The sequence below is a fragment of the Streptococcus mitis B6 genome (assembly GCF_000027165.1).
Lineage (GTDB): Bacteria > Bacillota > Bacilli > Lactobacillales > Streptococcaceae > Streptococcus > Streptococcus mitis_AR.
The window spans coordinates 1747915-1764681 of sequence record NC_013853.1; the positions used below are offsets into that span (position 1 = coordinate 1747915).

Annotated in this window: 15 protein-coding genes and 5 pseudogenes; 6 read left to right on the plus strand and 14 right to left on the minus strand. The window is 35.1% G+C overall.

All coding sequences use genetic code 11. The features are described 5' to 3' along the window. Positions 1–186: 186 nt before the first annotated feature. The 6 genes and pseudogenes from SMI_RS08595 to SMI_RS08615 all read left to right on the plus strand — a co-directional run. Positions 187–864 (plus strand): annotated as a pseudogene (locus SMI_RS08595) (Cys-Gln thioester bond-forming surface protein); the annotation flags it as partial. After that, positions 842–1024: pseudogene (locus SMI_RS10865) on the plus strand (hypothetical protein); the annotation flags it as partial. The pseudogenes SMI_RS08595 and SMI_RS10865, both read left to right, overlap by 23 nt. Beyond that, positions 1021–2028 (plus strand): lysozyme family protein, encoded by a 1008-nt coding sequence (locus SMI_RS08600; protein WP_000768246.1) that lies wholly within the window; start codon positions 1021–1023, stop codon positions 2026–2028. The pseudogene SMI_RS10865 and the gene SMI_RS08600, both read left to right, overlap by 4 nt. 16 nt (positions 2029–2044) lie before the next feature. Then, on the plus strand, positions 2045–2956 hold the full coding sequence (locus SMI_RS08605; protein WP_000473997.1) for a conjugal transfer protein: 912 nt from the start codon (positions 2045–2047) through the stop codon (positions 2954–2956). Between the two features lie 121 nt (positions 2957–3077). Then, positions 3078–4028: a helix-turn-helix domain-containing protein gene (locus tag SMI_RS08610; RefSeq protein WP_000370299.1), complete on the plus strand. Its 951-nt coding sequence runs from the start codon at positions 3078–3080 to the stop codon at positions 4026–4028. A gap of 123 nt (positions 4029–4151) precedes the next feature. Next, positions 4152–5969: an ABC transporter ATP-binding protein gene (locus SMI_RS08615; RefSeq protein ID WP_001085751.1), complete on the plus strand. Its 1818-nt coding sequence runs from the start codon at positions 4152–4154 to the stop codon at positions 5967–5969. A 614-nt stretch (positions 5970–6583) separates the two neighbouring features. Here SMI_RS08615 and SMI_RS08620 read toward each other — a convergent pair. The 14 genes and pseudogenes from SMI_RS08620 to SMI_RS08695 all read right to left on the minus strand — a co-directional run bounded on the left by SMI_RS08620 (position 6584) and on the right by SMI_RS08695 (position 16661). Further along, positions 6584–7057 (minus strand): hypothetical protein, encoded by a 474-nt coding sequence (locus SMI_RS08620; RefSeq protein ID WP_022615401.1) that lies wholly within the window; start codon positions 7055–7057, stop codon positions 6584–6586. A 342-nt stretch (positions 7058–7399) separates the two neighbouring features. After that, a complete protein-coding gene (locus SMI_RS08625; protein ID WP_001277639.1) occupies positions 7400–7771 on the minus strand; it encodes a hypothetical protein in 372 nt (123 codons plus the stop codon). Between the two features lie 118 nt (positions 7772–7889). Beyond that, the gene (locus SMI_RS08630) at positions 7890–8141 is read right to left on the minus strand and encodes a recombinase family protein (RefSeq protein ID WP_000582200.1); all 252 of its coding nucleotides are present in this window, start codon (positions 8139–8141) and stop codon (positions 7890–7892) included. Between the two features lie 661 nt (positions 8142–8802). Beyond that, positions 8803–9288: pseudogene (locus tag SMI_RS08640) on the minus strand (dihydrofolate reductase family protein); the annotation flags it as partial. Between the two features lie 73 nt (positions 9289–9361). Next, on the minus strand, positions 9362–10801 hold the full coding sequence (gene aph(2'')-Ia / locus SMI_RS08645) for an aminoglycoside O-phosphotransferase APH(2'')-Ia (RefSeq protein WP_001028144.1): 1440 nt from the start codon (positions 10799–10801) through the stop codon (positions 9362–9364). After that, positions 10802–11194, minus strand: coding sequence for a GNAT family N-acetyltransferase (locus SMI_RS08650; protein ID WP_000393259.1), 393 nt, complete (start codon positions 11192–11194; stop codon positions 10802–10804). After that, positions 11193–11372 (minus strand): annotated as a pseudogene (locus SMI_RS08655) (riboflavin biosynthesis protein RibD); the annotation flags it as partial. The gene SMI_RS08650 and the pseudogene SMI_RS08655, both read right to left, overlap by 2 nt. Before the next feature lie 110 nt (positions 11373–11482). Beyond that, a pseudogene (locus tag SMI_RS11055) lies at positions 11483–12060 on the minus strand (helix-turn-helix transcriptional regulator). Then, a complete protein-coding gene (locus tag SMI_RS08665) occupies positions 11976–12434 on the minus strand; it encodes a helix-turn-helix transcriptional regulator (protein ID WP_012815938.1) in 459 nt (152 codons plus the stop codon). Before SMI_RS08665 ends, SMI_RS11055 begins: the two are co-directional and overlap by 85 nt. Before the next feature lie 275 nt (positions 12435–12709). Beyond that, positions 12710–13504 carry an aminoglycoside O-phosphotransferase APH(3')-IIIa gene (aph(3')-IIIa, locus tag SMI_RS08675; RefSeq protein ID WP_001096887.1) on the minus strand — a complete coding sequence of 265 codons (795 nt, stop codon included), beginning with the start codon at positions 13502–13504 and terminating at the stop codon, positions 12710–12712. 92 nt (positions 13505–13596) lie between these two features. Beyond that, positions 13597–14139: a streptothricin N-acetyltransferase Sat4 gene (gene sat4, locus SMI_RS08680; RefSeq protein ID WP_000627290.1), complete on the minus strand. Its 543-nt coding sequence runs from the start codon at positions 14137–14139 to the stop codon at positions 13597–13599. Then, on the minus strand, positions 14136–15044 hold the full coding sequence (locus SMI_RS08685; protein ID WP_001255864.1) for an aminoglycoside nucleotidyltransferase ANT(6)-Ia: 909 nt from the start codon (positions 15042–15044) through the stop codon (positions 14136–14138). The genes sat4 and SMI_RS08685 overlap by 4 nt, the downstream gene beginning before the upstream one ends. Positions 15045–15076: 32 nt before the next feature. Next, complete coding sequence (locus SMI_RS08690) at positions 15077–15811, minus strand: class I SAM-dependent methyltransferase (RefSeq protein ID WP_000662263.1); 735 nt, start codon at positions 15809–15811, stop codon at positions 15077–15079. Next, positions 15792–16661, minus strand: coding sequence for a nucleotidyltransferase domain-containing protein (locus tag SMI_RS08695; protein ID WP_000228166.1), 870 nt, complete (start codon positions 16659–16661; stop codon positions 15792–15794). The genes SMI_RS08690 and SMI_RS08695 overlap by 20 nt, the downstream gene beginning before the upstream one ends. Between the last annotated feature and the right edge of the window lie 106 nt (positions 16662–16767).

Consider the following 16767-nt stretch of genomic DNA (forward strand, 5'->3'; position numbering starts at 1 on the left):
AATGAGCCTTGATACGCAAGTTTTCCTAGATATGCAAAGATATGGTACAACACATCAGTATTGAAACAAGAAAAAATTGAATAACCTATAGACTATGGAACGCCTAACATGACGTTCCTTTTCTATTTCCAGCCGTTCTTATTGGACGGCTATTTTATTACCCAAAATGAAAGGAGCATTAGATTTATGAAAAAGATGTTAAAACGATTGTGTACGGGCTTCTTAGCTCTTGCAACTGTCGTTACTGCTTTACCGACGACACCCGTTCATGCAGAAAGCAAGCAATACTGGACGGAGTCAAAAGAGCGTGTCGGTATCGTTGAAAAAGTAATGAATGACGGTTCGATTGGTTCTACCTTTAATGAGGGACATTTAACCGTTGAGGGCGAGGACGCTTACTGTATCGACATTAACACAGATTTTAGGAACGGCTACAAGACCAGAGCTGACGCAAGCACCCGTATGAGTGCCGACCAGATAAGCGACGTTGCCTTATCTATCGAATATGTGAAACAGTACACAGACAGCCACAGCGGAATAAGCAAAAATCACGCTTACCTTTTAAGACAGCTTGTAGTCTGGCAGAGATTGAGCGTACATCTTGGCTGGCAATGTGATAACGTGCGAGCTTCTTATGATGAAATTCCAAAGGCAACGCAGGACGAAGTTTTCTCTGGTGCTAGAGCCTTTGTCAAAGAAAATAAAGGACGCTATGAATGTGGCGGTTATATCTACTCTGGCGAGGGGCAGGAATTGGGACAATTCTGGACGAAACTGAATGTCGGAAATGCGAAACTTCAAAAGGCTTCCAGTAATACCAGCATTACAGACGGTAACGGGAATTACTCAATCGCTGGTGCAACATAGGCAGAATGTAGAAAAAGTGGTATCGCAGGAAACACACCAGAATTACAAAGCAGAGCGTACCACAAAGGCACAGACCTTTGAACAATCAAAGCGTACAACGGAACATACCGAAAAGAACCGTAACCTTGTAATGAAGAAAGGACAGAAGAAAAAATGAAACTGAAACATATCGCTCTTATTGGCAGTCTGTTTCCTATCCTCTTTTCTCTGGTGCTGTTCTTTGGTGTCCTCATTAGTGCGGACAGCGACGACGAAAACAGCAACTTTTCTTCTGGCATTACGGTTATGAATTTATCCGCAGAAGTTTTGAAACATCAGCCTATGGTGGAAAAATACGCCAGAGAAAACGGTATCTCCGAGTATGTCAATGTGCTACTTGCTATTATTCAAGTAGAAAGTGGCGGTACGGCAGAAGATGTTATGCAGAGTTCGGAAAGTTTGGGACTACCACCCAACTCTTTAGATACCGAAAGTTCAATCAAGCAGGGGTGTAAATATTTTGCGTCCCTGCTTTCTTCCTGCCAAAATCAAGGTATCGACGACTTGAATGTAGCGATACAGTCCTATAATTATGGCGGTGGTTATGTGGGATATGTGGCAGGAAAAGGAAAGAAATATACCTTTAATCTTGCAGAGAGCTTCGCCCGTGAGAAATCGGGTGGAAAGAAAGTAACCTACACCAACCCGATAGCCGTTGCAAAGAACGGGGGCTGGCGGTATGGCTATGGAAATATGTTCTATGTGGAATTAGTCAATCAGTATTTAACTGTTCCGCAGGTATCGGGAGAGCTGGCACAAAAGGTAATGAATGAAGCGTTGAAATATCAAGGCTGGAAGTATGTGTATGGCGGTAGCAATCCCAACACTTCCTTTGACTGCTCGGGACTGATGCAATGGTGTTATGGAAAAGCTGGTATCTCCTTACCGAGAACAGCACAAGCACAATATGACGCTACCCAACATCTTCCGCTTTCGCAGGCAAAGGCTGGGGACTTGGTATTTTTCCATTCCACCTATAACGCTGGTTCGTATGTAACCCACGTCGGCATTTATGTAGGAAATAACCAGATGTACCATGCGGGCGACCCGATAGGATATGCAGACCTAAGTAATAGTTACTGGCAACAGCACTTAATCGGTGCAGGACGAGTAAAACAATAGAAAGGACTTGAAAAATATGTTTAAGAAGAATAAGAAACAGACAGAAACTATCAAAGAACCAAAAGAAAAAAAGGTGCGTACTGTTAAGGTAGGCACACATAAGAAAACCGTGATTGCGTTGTGGGTGGTGCTTATCGCAAGCGTGAGCTTTGGAGTGTATAAGAATTTTACTGCTATCGACCAGCACACGACCCATGAAAAAGAAATCATTGAACTTTGCTTGCAGGACACCAACGGGATAGAAAATTTCGTGAAGAATTTTGCGAAGTCCTACTACACATGGAATAACAGCAAAGAAGCTATCGAAGCAAGGACGCAGGCAATCAGCGGTTATCTGACAAAGGAATTGCAGGACTTGAATGTTGATACAATCAGAACGGATATACCGACCAGCTCCACAGCTACAAATGTGATTGTATGGAGTATCGAACAATCGGGAACGAACACTTTTTCTGCTACCTACGAAGTAGATCAGCAGATAAAAGAGGGAGAAAAGACAAGCAATGTGAAAGCAACCTATACCGTAAAAGTCCATATAGACGCTGACGGGGATATGGTAATCGTTCAGAACCCTACCCTTGCACCAGCAATCGAAAAATCAGACTATGAGCCTAAGACACCAGAAGCAGACGCAAGTGTAGACGCTGATACTGTAAACGACGCTACCGCATTTCTGGAAACATTCTTTAAGCTGTACCCAACAGCCACAGAAAAAGAACTTGCCTATTATGTATCTGGTAATGTACTTGAACCTATCGGCAGAGATTACCTTTATTCTGAACTGATAAACCCTATCTTTACAAAGGACGGGGAGAATGTGAAAGTCAAGGTTGCTGTGAAATTCCTTGATAATCAGACAAAGGCAACGCAGGTATCGCAATATGAGCTTGTGCTACATAAGGATAGCAACTGGAAGATTATAGGATAAGTATTAAGGGGTTATCAAAAAAAGATAGCCCCCTTTACCCTAAAAGCAGAAAACGTTGCTCACGTTTCAGATATATGTTAATATTAAAATTAGAATAGATTAACAAAAAGAGATGATTGGTATGGATAATAGATTTAATAAATCTTGGTATGGAGATAAAGCACAATTAGTCGATAGTGATAATGATTGTGTTATTATAGATTATGGCTGTAAAGGAAAAGGTATTATTACAAGTTATAATCTTTATGACGGTATCACACTTTGTTTTCTTGATTTTTATACAGATGAAATTATGCCCTCACAAAAATTTAATCCTGATATAATTTCTATTGTCCATTGTCAAGCGGGGCGTTATGAATGTGAATTTTCTAATCATCAGATGTTTTATTTGTCAGAAGGATATTTCAGTATTATGGGGACTAAACATTTGCCTATATCTTTTTCCTTTCCCCTAAAAAAATGTTACGCATTTAGCTTAGTCATAGATAAACACGCCCTTAGTGCAGATACACAAAAAATTCTAAATGATTTTTGCTTAGATATGGACAAAATAAGTGAAAGATTAAAGTTAAATAAAAATGGATATTTAAGTCATGCAGACTTTGAGTTAGGACATCTTTTTGAAGAATTTTATAATGCTAAAGATAAGGAAAGTATTACCTATTTTCGTGTTAAAGCAATCGAATTTTTATATTTCATCAACAAACTGTCGGGCAATGAAGAAACTGAATTTCGATATTTCAACAAAAAATATATACAAATAACAAAAGATGTTTGCAAATATATGACAGAACATTTAGAAGAAAAAGTATCTCTGGAACAATTAGCTTATGAAAAAGGAATTAACTTGTCGTTACTGTATAAAGTCTTTGCACAAGTATATGGAGATACTCCTTATTCTTACATAAAAAAATACAAGATGAATATAGCGTCTAATGAATTAAGAAATTCAAAGCGTAAAATAAATGATATTGCGTTAAGTCTTGGATATAGTAATGCAAGTAAATTTTCTATTGCATTTCAATCGGTATATGGTATTTTACCTAAAGATTATCGAAAGGCAGAAAATTAACACTTTTGGGCTATTTTTTGGATAGATATATAGCTATGGAGTAGAAGCAAATAAATATAAAAAGTAAAATGATGTATGTTAGCAAGAGCTAACTACATCATTTTTTAGTTAGGAGGATTTATTATGGCAAAGAAAACGCCAAAACAGGTAAAGCCTAAAACTGGCTTGGCACGATGTATGGAACTGGCTTCAAATAAGAAAGGACTGATTTTTATATCCGCTATTCTTTCTTCCTTAGCGTCGATTGCTTCATTTATTCCTTATATTGCAGTTTACTTCATCATTCGTTCTATTCTTCAAGTTTATCCAAATTTGAATAGCTTAGATGTCAATGAAGTAATAGGGTATGGCTGGTTGGCTCTGGGTGGAATTATCGCAAATATTTTGTTGTATTTTTTGGCGATATTTTGTTCTCATCTTGCGGCTTTTGGAACATTGTATGAATTAAAGGTTAAATTTGCAGAACATATTACCAAAATACCTTTAGGTTATCATTTGACGATTGGAAGTGGACGGTTAAGAAAAATCATGGACGAAAATATAGAAAGTGTTGAGGGTTTCATTGCACATCAATTTCCTGATTTTGTGGCTTCCGTAACTGCTCCGATTGTTATGGTTATTTTATTATTTGCTATTGATTGGAGATTCGGCATTGCTTCTCTTGTTGGTATTATTTTAGCTTTTATTGTTCAGTTTATGGGTTATGGAAGTGGGGCAATGAAAGAAAATATGGGGAAATATCAAATTGCTCTTGAAGATATGAATAATGCGTCTGTTGAATATGTACGAGGTATGCCAGTCGTTAAGGCTTTTAATCAGACAGCTAATTCATTTGAACAGTTAAAACATGCAATCTCTCAATATACAGAATGGGTATTGAAATTTTCATTAGGTTGGCAAAATTGTATGCCTGCATTTACAACGATAATTAACAATATTTATCTTGTGCTTATACCCGTAGGTATTTTAATTGGTACTAATGCAGTAAACCAGAAAGAATTTCTGATGACTTTCATCTTCTATTTGCTCTTTGTTCCAGCAGTAGCGGGTATACTTAACAAAATTATGTATGTTTCAGAATCGTTTATGCAAATCAATGGAAATGTTGCAAGAATGGACGAAATATTTAATATTCCAGTCTTAAAAGATACACAAATATCAAAGACTTTTGATAATGACAATGTTACATTCGATAATGTTAGTTTTTCTTATACTGGAAAAGAGAATGAACTGGCAATAAAAAATGTTTCTTTTGAAGCAAAGCAAGGGGAAATAACAGCGATCGTCGGCTTATCTGGTGGTGGAAAAAGTACGATTGCTAATTTGATTTCTCGTTTTTGGGACGTAACCTCTGGAAGCATTAAAATAGGAAATGTTGATGTTCGTGAAGTTGGAACTAATGACTTAATGAAACATATTAGCTTTGTGTTTCAAGATATATTTCTTTTTAAGCAAAGTATTTTCGATAATATTCGCATGGGAAATCCAAACGCAACAAAAGAGCAAGTCATATCAGCTTCTAAAGCGGCACAGTGTCATGATTTTATTTCTAAATTACCAAACGGATATGATACAGTAGTCGGAACACAAGGTATACATCTTTCAGGTGGAGAACGACAGAGAATTGCTATCGCAAGAGCTATTATTAAAGACGCCCCTATCATTGTATTAGATGAAGCAACTGCATTTAGCGACCCTGAAAATGAATATTTGATACAAAAGGCTTTTGAGAAACTTATGCAAGACAAAACTGTCATTATGATTGCACACCGTCTTTCTACAATTCGTAATGCAAATAAAATTATTGTTATGGAAAATGGTCGCTTAATTGAAAGTGGAAAACATAATGATTTAATACAGAAAAATGGACGTTATGCTGAAATGTGGAAACATTATACAGAGGCGATTGATTTGAAAGTTCAAACAAAGGTGGTGCAGTAAAATGAAAAAATTAAAAGAAATATTATTTTTATCAGATAAAAAAAATGTAAAATTATCATCTGCCATTTCAATCGCCTCTATAATGGTACTTATATTAATCTTCATCTTGACATTCTCCTATTCCATTTTAAATGTGTTTTTTATTCCATATCGAGCATAACATAATTTTTTATTAAAATACAAATGAAAGCAGTATTTTTGAGTAGACATAAATAAAAGAAAGCCTTTGTTTATCAGGCTTTTCAACTCTACATAGCAATGCTATGACTCCACATACAGTAAAATAAAGGCCTTATACACCATGACAAAAGTATTTTCATTACATAATGGTGGAGTAAATTTATTCGTTAAAATTCACGGGGTTTCTCCACTCGCATAGGCAAGCGATAATGTGTCCAACTCAATTCGCGACACAATACGTAGTTTTTGGAAAAGCAAGATAAAACTGACGCATATTTTAAAGATTTACAATAGTAAATTCTATTCCGAAATCTGCCAATTTATGTTTAGATAGTTCAACTATTAATCTGGTCCATACTCAGACTCTTCCTCTCAACCCTGCTTATCTATAATACTTTTATCCTTATTCCAATATGCTTCCACCATTGCAAAGGTTACAGATTGATATATTTTACTTCCGGCTTCTGAACGAATACTTTTATTTTATTCATAAAACTGTTCCATTTCATTCCTTTGAAAATTGTATACAGCTCATTTTCCATAGTTTTGAATACAGAAATATTTTCCCTGTATAAATACCTTTGCCAGACTTGATGGAATATTATTAAAATATTTTCTTTAGTTACTTGGATTAATTTATCCCTTCCAAATGCGTTACTAATGTCTTTTAATGCTTTAAACTTTTTACAGATTCTAAGTAACTGCTGAAAAAATGAAGGAATTGAATCAATAACCTTATCCCGCATCATTTTATCTAAATAGAATTGCATTATATTATCAAAAGATAGTATGCCCTCTTTATATTCCAACATAAGCAACTCACTTTCACCTGAATATTCCCACTTACTATACATCTCTAAATCATTTATAAAGTAGACAAACATTTTATCGCTAAAAGACCAGTTCACACCTTCAATTTTGGTTACTACTCTGTCAACTCCACTGTCCGTATTGATATGTTTCCATGCCCTGATTTACAAGCATTTTCGTGATTTCAATGTACTTAAAAATTACAATCTATTTTTAAAATGACCTATTTTCAAGCCTTTTTCACATGTTACTTCTGAACCCTTGACATCAAGACAACACTCTCAACGTGAATCAAAGATTAAAAGAGATAAGCAATGTGTATAGTAATCCCTTATTGAAAATATAAGATTAAACTTCACAAATATCATAGGTATATTATTACTATCTGCTAATAATTCCGCTAAAAGTTGAAGATTTACCCATTATCGAGTAAAACTTTTTTAATATACAACTTCGTCTTCTATGATAATCGAATGGTGTTTTTCACAAATTTCATCAAAACAATCCTTACAAAGATCACCAGATAATACTCCATCTTCTTTATTGCTAAAAATATCATAATACTCTCTACACTCATCTAATGCATCATAAAGACCATATAACTCATTTGTTTTCTTTAAACATCTAGCACATCTACATCCATCAAAACATGCAATCGCTTCATACGTATTTCCATCACAATAATGTACAGCATTTCTTGTGGTGTATAATAAATCTTTCGCAACACTAAATTCAATTTTCCCTTCATCATACAACTCTAATACCTTTTTAGACACTGAATTTAATCCATGCCCAATACTATGACAACTCATATTTTTAGCTCCTTTTTTTTATTATCACTAATCTAAATATATCATATTTTTTTATTTTACTACAATGCTTTATTATAAACCTACTAACTGATTTTGTAATAATGTAATCAAATTTGCCTTATAATCCATCTACAATCATTTTTTTATAGCTTGTTCTTCCATTCTTTATTAACCCACTTCTTCCAACATCGTGATACACTTCAGCTAAATCGATTTCTATTACTTTGTTAGAAAGTTCTTTAAAATATGCAATTTGACTATTTAAACCTGAACGTTGTTCTTCTATATTTTTACTTACTCTACAATATACTGTAATTCTTACTACTTCTTTCGTTTTATTTTTAACTGGTATCTTCACTACATGTATCATTTTTTATCATCCTTATCACTCCAATCTTAACATATGAAAAAGATGCAAGTTATCATCAACAACTTACATCTCTATAAAACTGATTTGATTTTTTATCTTTTTCGCAACAGAACAATGGACTCTACATGCCTTGAGTGGGCAAAAAAGATGTCGCACCCCACTGGTATCCCCTTGGCGGAAGCCCATATTTCTGAAACAGTCGCCTGGATAGGCTATTTTTCATTGATTTGGTGCCTGCTTTTGCGTTACAATCCAAGTAATTGTAAGCAATAAAGCCTTCAAAAGCATGTTGTCCTCTTGAAGGCTTTATTCGGTACAACTTTAAAATTGGTTTACTTATCTTTATCTTCCTCTCTAAGATACTTAACTAGCCCCGGATAATTGCTTATCCTTACAGTTCGGATCAATTAGAATTAGCCGAAAACGGCGGCGAAGAAACGAACCACCGAGAAGCACCGCCGCATTGCCGAGCTTGATACCCTCATTGAACGACTGTATGCGGACCGGAAAAGGCGCGGTTGACCGCCTTGCCCTCAAAGGCTTAGGGGCATATCAACTATATATTGGGGCCGAGTGCCGTTACTTTAACACCGCCGCTAGCCATGAGCTTATGCTTCCTTTAGGACACTGTCCCAACAGACACTTTTTAAAGTATGCTGCACTAATCCTTATTTTTCACAGCATAGCGCAATGACAGACAGCCATGTTCTGCATTCTCTGTTCCCTGCAATTCCAAATTAACTTTTTCAGATAACAGAAGGTTATCAAATAGTTGTTTTTCTTTATTACCTACAAAACATGGTGATATCACAAGACTGATTTCATCAATAAGTCCGTTTTCTAATAATTTGTTGGTTAATCCACCGCCACTGTCTGTCCGCATGTATTTACACCCATATTGCTCATGCAGGATCTGAAAGGCTTTTTCATAGTCCACATGATCATTTCCTGACACAATATATGGGTAATGCCTTTCCTCCAAATAATTCAAATATTCCTTCGGAGTGGCAGTTGATACCAGAATGACAATTTCCTTCAGATATCCAAGATTTCTTAAGCAATGAAGACTTCTCAAGATACCTCTGCTGTCAGGTATGACTCCTATTGGTCTGGGGTCCTCCGGGCTTGTTATGATTTTCTCAAAATCCTTTATTATTTTTCATTTTTTTAAACTATTTAATACTAATGTCTTTTATAATAGCTTTTCATATATTATATAATCAATCTTTATAAGTCCTTTTATAAATTTCTTTTCTACCATTTTCGATAAATTCCTGTTTAATATTTTTAATTCCATAAACAATAGTTTCAATAGGATAATATTCTTCAACTATATCTTGATATTCTTTTGCTTTCTCAATATCTATATTTCCATACATTCTTAATATATCTTCTCCAAAATTTGTTCCTATTTCTTCTTCACTATCTTCAAGTAAGTATATAAAATCACAATATTCATCTATAATTCCAGAATCTCCAAAATCAATTATTCCAGTTAATCTATTATTGCCATCTAACAATAGATGATTACAACTAAAATCATTATGGCATAAACACTTTTTACCCTCAAAAACTGTTGTTGCATTTAGTCTTTCCATAAAACTTTCTATATAATCTTTTTCTATATCAGTTAAATCATTATAAATAGTTTCACGCAACAATATATACTCTTCTAATACATTTTGTTTATTATCAATAGTACATTCACTAATATCTGTATAATCTAAACCGTGCATTTGTCTTAAAAAACTGGCAATATCTCGTTTTAACAAATTTTGTTCTTCTTCTGACATAGTAGAATAAATTTCTGGTGTTAAAAAAGTTCCTTTAATTTCTTTATAACCTAGTATAGATAATTCATCACTAATATACGAATATTCAATATTAGGAATTTTTACATTAGTTTCTAAATTTGTATTTAAAAAATTATATATTGCTTTTTCTTTTGCATAACCTTTTTTCTTATTAGTACTAAATTTTGTTTTAAAAATGTATTCATTATTAACTAAATATGCCACACTATCATAACCACTACCGATTATTTCAATACTATCTACTTTGAAATTATCAAAGTAATGCTCAATTAAATATTTCATTGCCTTAACATTTGTGGCATTATCATCATATCTATATTCCATTAAATAACAATCTTCTTTTTTGCCCTCGTGTAATTCATGTTCTGGCAAATCTTCAATAATTCTAAAACCAGATTTTTGGTATGCCCTTATTGCTCTTGGATTATTTTTATGAGGGTCTAAAATAACTGCATTAGCATTTCTTTCTTTTTTCAAAAATTCAAAAATCAATTTAATATATCTTGTACCAATTCCTTTACTCCAATAATTTGGCTCTCCTATAAATTGATCCATACCATAGACTATCTCATCAGTTTTTGGATAATGATAATCAGTATATAACTCATCATACATTTTATATATTTGTCCATATCCAATAGGAACATTGTTATATTCAATAATTACTCTAAAAACTTCATCTTCCCAAGGCTCTGTATAATGTTTTTTTAATGATTCTAATGTATATTTTTTATCTCTACCACCATAAAATTCTAATACTCTTTCATCAGTTAACCATTTTAACATCAAAGGAAAATCATCATCTATTAAAGTTCTTATACATATTTCATTTTCAACTATATTCATTTATTTATCACCTTTTTCATAATCATATACATATACTATTTCATCTTTATAATCATTTTTACCACCTAATTTTTCATATACATGGCAAGCTCTAGGATTACCTTTATCAGTTATTAAAAACATTTCAGAACAACCAATCTCTTTAGAATATTCCTTAATAAAAGATAATAATTTTGAACCATAACCTTTGTCTTGATAGTTAGGTAACATTCCTATTGAGTGTAAATAAAACATTGTTTTTCCATCAGGTCTTAAAAGTGTATAGCAATATGCAAATCCTATAATTTTATTATTTTCTTTAGCTATAAACCCAAATGAACTGGTATCATTAAGAAATCCTTTTAAATTATCAATATCAAAAACCATATTATCATCAATTAAAACTTCTTCCATAATCAGCCTCTGTTTCAGCAGGATATTTTTCAAATGCAGTAAAAACAGTATTGGACCCAAACAGCACCGCATCCGAATGAATTCCCCCGGCAACCTGGTAGTAAACTTCCGGATTATCAAAGCCTTTAATGCGGCCATCAAGGCTAATTTGTGTGTGCATAATTATCTTTGGTTTCATATTTTTCAATCCTCCTTTTTGATAGTAGAATATCATAATACACTGACAGCTGTATGTCAGCAGGGGATATGAAACCTTACAAAAAATACATAACAGACCAATCGCTTTCTCTAAATCAAGTTTAGGCAGTGATTCGTAATTTGTGCCAGGTGTTTACGGGTTATGCATTTTAATTCATCAGGTTGGACTATTTCAATGCCTGATCCATATTCAATCAGCTGCTTGCTCAATATCTCAAAGGAATCTGTCTGGAATTCGATTTCCATTTTACTTCCCAAATCGGTTTCTTCAAGGAAGCCGAGAGAATACCTGTTCTTGATAGAATTGTATGTCTCCCCTTTTTCAGCTCTAAGAATTACATTATATAGTTTTTTATATGAAAGCATTTGTTTTAATATTTGTTCCAAAGAGCCATCATGGCTTTGACAGAGCTCTTCTTCTATGCAAATGCTTTTAATCCGATCCACACGAAAATTCCTATATTCATTTCTTAGCCTGCAAAACCGATTAAGTACCAGTTCTGTTCATAAAACCCCAGTGATATAGGCTCTATCATTCTGCTTTCCGGTTCTTGCCCTCCTGATGCAGGATATTGAATTGATATTACCCTTTTATTGCAGATTGCAGTCTGAATTGCTGCAATAACGTTATCCGCCAATGTATTTTTCTGTCCAGATGTGCTGTACACGTTAATACTGTTCTCCAACTCCTGTGCATAGTTTTTTCACCATGCTTCAAAATAGATTTGATTTTATACATAGCTGAATCAAAATCCTTTATAAATGATTCATCTCCATGGCAATTTAAAAATTTCCCTGCTGTAATCAATGCACCCACTTCCGCCGCTGTAAACATTACCGGCGGAAGTAGGAAGCCCTCTACAAGAAAATATCCTTTTCCGGCCTCAGATCCAATTGGTATTCCGGCTTCTTCAAGTGTCCGGATATCTCTGTAAACTGTCCTTAAGCTTATATTAAATCGCTGTGCAATTTCTTTGGCAGGAATTATTTTTTTTGATTGCAGCTGAATAAGAATAGAGGTTACTCTGTTAATCCTGTTCAAATTTTATTCCTCCTCTGTGACTTCCATAAAAAGTATATCCTATGCGTTCTTAAGCTAGCTGCTGTTAGTGCTTCTCATTGCACCCTGGTTATAAAAGCCATACTCACAAACCTCTTCACCAAAACTCTTTACATCTCTAATATAGAACTCTATCTAGCGAACTTTTAGAAAAGATATAAAACATCAGAGTATGGACAGTTGCGGATGTACTTCAGAAAAGATTAGATGTCTAAAAAGCTTGTAGTTAAAGCTTTTTAGACATCTAAATCTAGGTACTAAAACAATTCATCCAGTAAAATATAATATTTTATTTTCTCCCAATCAGGCTTGATCCCCAGTAAGTCAAAAAATAGCTCGACATACTGTTCTTCCCCGATATCCTCCCTGATCGAGCGGACGCAGAAGGCAATGTCATACCACTTGTCCGCCCTGCCGCTTCTCCCAAGATCAATAAAGCCACTTACTTTGCCATCTTTCACAAAGATGTTGCTGTCTCCCAGGTCGCCGTGGGAAAAGACAAGTTCCTCTTCGGGCTTTTCCGTCTTTAAAAAATCATACAGCTCGCGCGGATCTTTAAATGGAGTGTCTTCTTCCCAGTTTTCGCAATCCACATCGGCCAGATCGTTATTCAGTAAGTAATCCAATTCGGCTAAGCGGCTGTCTAAGCTATTCGTATAGGGACAATCCGATATGTCGATGGAGTGAAAGAGCCTGATGCACTCCGCATACAGCTCGATAATCTTTTCAGGGCTTTGTTCATCTTCATACTCTTCCGAGCAAAGGACGCCATCGGCCTCACTCATGAGCAGATTGCTCCAGCCATCATGCCGTTCAAAGTGCAGGACCTTTGGAACAGGCAGCTTTCCTTCCAGCCATAGCATCATGTCCTTTTCTCGTTCCACATCATAGGTGGTCCCTTTATACCGGCTGTCCGTCATTTTTAAATATAGGTTTTCATTTTCTCCCACCAGCTTATATACCTTAGCAGGAGACATTCCTTCCGTATCTTTTACGCAGCGGTATTTTTCGATCAGTTTTTTCAATTCCGGTGATATTCTCATTTTAGCCATTTATTATTTCCTTCCTCTTTTCTACAGTATTTAAAGATACCCCAAGAAGCTAATTATAACAAGACGAACTCCAATTCACTGTTCCTTGCATTCTAAAACCTTAAATACCAGAAAACAGCTTTTTCAAAGTTGTTTTCAAAGTTGGCGTATAACATAGTATCGACGGAGCCGATTTTGAAACCACAATTATGATAGAATTTACAAGCTATAAGGTTATTGTCCTGGGTTTCAAGCATTAGTCCATGCAAGTTTTTATGCTTTGCCCATTCTATAGATATATTGATAAGCGCGCTGCCTATGCCTTGCCCCCTGAAATCCTTACATACGGCGATATCTTCTATATAAGCGTACCGGTTCCAATTTTTTCGCAGTTTAACTTTTCCGACGCATTTATCGTCTTGGTAGTAAAGATATATTATCTTATCAGTATTGTCAATATATTCAAGGCAATCTGCCTCCTCATCCTCTTCATCCTCTTCGTCTTGGTAGCTTTTTAAATATGGCGCTTCATAGAGTAATTCTGTAAAGGTCCAATTCTCGTTTTCATACCTCGGTATAATCTTACCTATCACCTCAAATGGTTCGCTGGGTTTATCGATATCTTTCAGGTGCCCTGCTTTCATTTCTGTAATCACTGTTCCCGCCTCTCTTCTATATCAGCGGCATATGTGCTATCCAGGCAGCCGGTTTTACCAGTGTATTTTTTATACATGTCCCTGGTATATTTTGTTATATTCCTATCATACTCCGGATAGGCATAATGAAGCCTTTCCGCCACCTCACCGGATACCGCCCTGAACAATTGATGGCATAGAAATAATGCTTCCCATATGTTTTCATAGGAATCCATCCGGTAGGTGGACAAAAGTTTCTCCCACAAATCCTCGGATATATACCTTTCAATAAACTTATAGTTCTTGCCTACACTTAATTTAAAGCCTGTTTCGATGCCGACCTTCCATGATATCATTCTCAGCAGCTCATGGCGAACAATCTGATTAAAATGATCAATAGCAAATAAAATTTCCTTACGGCACAGTCCCTTAACCACATAGGTAGTGGTGTTCCAGAATTCATTGCAGCAGTCATCGTATTCCCGGGCACTGGGTTTTCTTATATGATAATCCATGTCGGTCGGAACTACAGCTTGCTGAATCCTTCCATCCTTATCCAGAATAATCTTTATCAATTTATCGTCATTCAGGTAGTTTCCCAACTCTTCCAGGGGCAATAAGGTAAGGTCTATTTTATTATAATCATCAAAAAGTATTATATAGGAGTAGCCTTTCTCTTCAGCCGGGAATAGTTCCATATCCTCCGGTTTTTGCATCATTATAATATTCCCAAATTGATTAAGCCAGTCATCATTAGATATAAACGGTTCTATATCACTTACAAAATATGTAATATCATAATCCTGAAATTCATCTTTAGGTATATTAATATTTGCGCGTGACCCCTCAAGGGTCACAATTCGAATACGTTCATCCTGTTCTGCTAAAGAAAGTACTAAATCCATCATTTCTTTTTCTGATCTCATTTACATACTCCTCGTTTATTTTTTCTATATTATTACATCTTCTTTTTTGCCGATACAATCAGCATCATTGGGCGTCGCATTTCATCCGCCATCCCCGGAATATCCATCATGTTCTCTGGCGGCTGTGGCTCCACAATCTGATTTATTATAAAACTATTTGAAAGCAGTGTATTTAGATATGTGGTCAGTGTTCTATGATATTTTGTAACCTTTTCTTCCAAAAACATAGCTGTCCGTTTGCCCTCATAATAATAATTGTCCACCGGGAAATGCAGTATTTCTCCTTTTTCGTTATAATACCAGTCTTGTGTTCCATGAGCAGTAAAAACAGGATGTTCAACTGTAAAAACTAAATTGCCACCAGCCTTCAGCATCCTATATATCTTTTTTATTAAATTCTCATAGTCTGCTACATAATGAAACGCAAGCGAACTTAGTATTACATCAAAGCTCTCCTCTGGGAAATCCACATCTTCTATGGCACAGCATTCATATTCAATCTGTGGAAAATGGGTTTTTCCTTTTGCTACTTCGAGCATTTTATGAGAAATATCAACACCTACTACAGAGGAAGCACCGTTTTCCATCGCATATATACAGTGCCATCCATAGCCGCATCCTAAATCAAGCACACGCTTACCCTTAAAATCAGGTAGCATCTTTTTCAAAGTCTCCCATTCTCCCGCACCAGCCAGTCCTTTCTGCGAGCGACTCATTTGACTGTATTTTTGAAAAAATATATTATCATCATATTTGTTTTCTTTCATCTGAACTCTCCTCGTTTAAAAAGTTATTTATCTCCGATACAATTTCATTCACTTCATTATAAAGCTTCTCGGTCATGTCGTAGCATTCAAAAAGTGAGATACCGAGTACTTCAAAAATATGATTTACCTTCTCGGTATATTTTTCAGGTTTATGTTCAAAAGTTTCAAGCAGTTTTATAGCTTTCTTTTCGTTGATACAATAAGCATTATTACATGCAAATAACACTTGATTTAAACATGAAACTATACGAAAAACATGACCCGCAATATAATATTTATCGTCTGTTCCCGAATTTGCTTTTACAAACATTAAAGAGAACCCTGCTTCAAACATAAAAAAGTTAACTAAACTTTTCTGCAAAGCATTGGGATAAGTTTCTGCCTGTTTTTTTAATTCGCATAAGCTTTCATTCTTAGCATATAGTATTTTGCTAATCGCTAATTCTCCTCGATACATTGCACTAATATAACCATGGGGATGCCCAGTCTGATAATTGGCAGTAACAATTCCGTGCTCTGTATCTTTCATTATTTGTTCCACACGTTTAATATCACGTAAAATTAAATCCACATGATACCCGTTTATGACTAACCATCCGCCGCCATTAATCCAATCACCCCATGCTCCGGGAGGTACAACAAGGTTATTTCTATGCTCATCATCCAGCTTTGTAGCGAATTGATTAATAGTATTTATGTCAAATGATTCTGAATTGTAATAGATGCCGATATCTATATCCGAATCCTCTGTATGGGTGCCCCTTGCACGTGAACCACCTAAAACAATACCTTCTATATAAGACAGAGAGGATAATTTCTCTGCTACTGATTTAATAATATTATCTACCATCAAGCATGCTCCTTTTATCGATTCACTGCTGTAAAAATTCCAAGCCAAATCTTTTGCTTCTACTCAACATATTTATAATTTTTTTAATTTCACAAAAGATAGTTAA

Coding starts and splice junctions, on each gene's coding strand:
- SMI_RS08610 (WP_000370299.1), top strand. CDS start 3,078: ATGGATAATAGATTTAATAAATCTTGGTATGGAGATAAAGCACAATTA.
- SMI_RS08615 (WP_001085751.1), top strand. CDS start 4,152: ATGGCAAAGAAAACGCCAAAACAGGTAAAGCCTAAAACTGGCTTGGCA.
- SMI_RS08685 (WP_001255864.1), bottom strand. CDS start 15,044: ATGAGATCAGAAAAAGAAATGATGGATTTAGTACTTTCTTTAGCAGAA.
- SMI_RS08605 (WP_000473997.1), top strand. CDS start 2,045: ATGTTTAAGAAGAATAAGAAACAGACAGAAACTATCAAAGAACCAAAA.
- SMI_RS08625 (WP_001277639.1), bottom strand. CDS start 7,771: ATGAGTTGTCATAGTATTGGGCATGGATTAAATTCAGTGTCTAAAAAG.
- SMI_RS08630 (WP_000582200.1), bottom strand. CDS start 8,141: ATGATACATGTAGTGAAGATACCAGTTAAAAATAAAACGAAAGAAGTA.
- SMI_RS08650 (WP_000393259.1), bottom strand. CDS start 11,194: ATGGAAGAAGTTTTAATTGATGATAATATGGTTTTTGATATTGATAAT.
- SMI_RS08600 (WP_000768246.1), top strand. CDS start 1,021: ATGAAACTGAAACATATCGCTCTTATTGGCAGTCTGTTTCCTATCCTC.
- SMI_RS08690 (WP_000662263.1), bottom strand. CDS start 15,811: ATGAAAGAAAACAAATATGATGATAATATATTTTTTCAAAAATACAGT.
- SMI_RS08695 (WP_000228166.1), bottom strand. CDS start 16,661: ATGGTAGATAATATTATTAAATCAGTAGCAGAGAAATTATCCTCTCTG.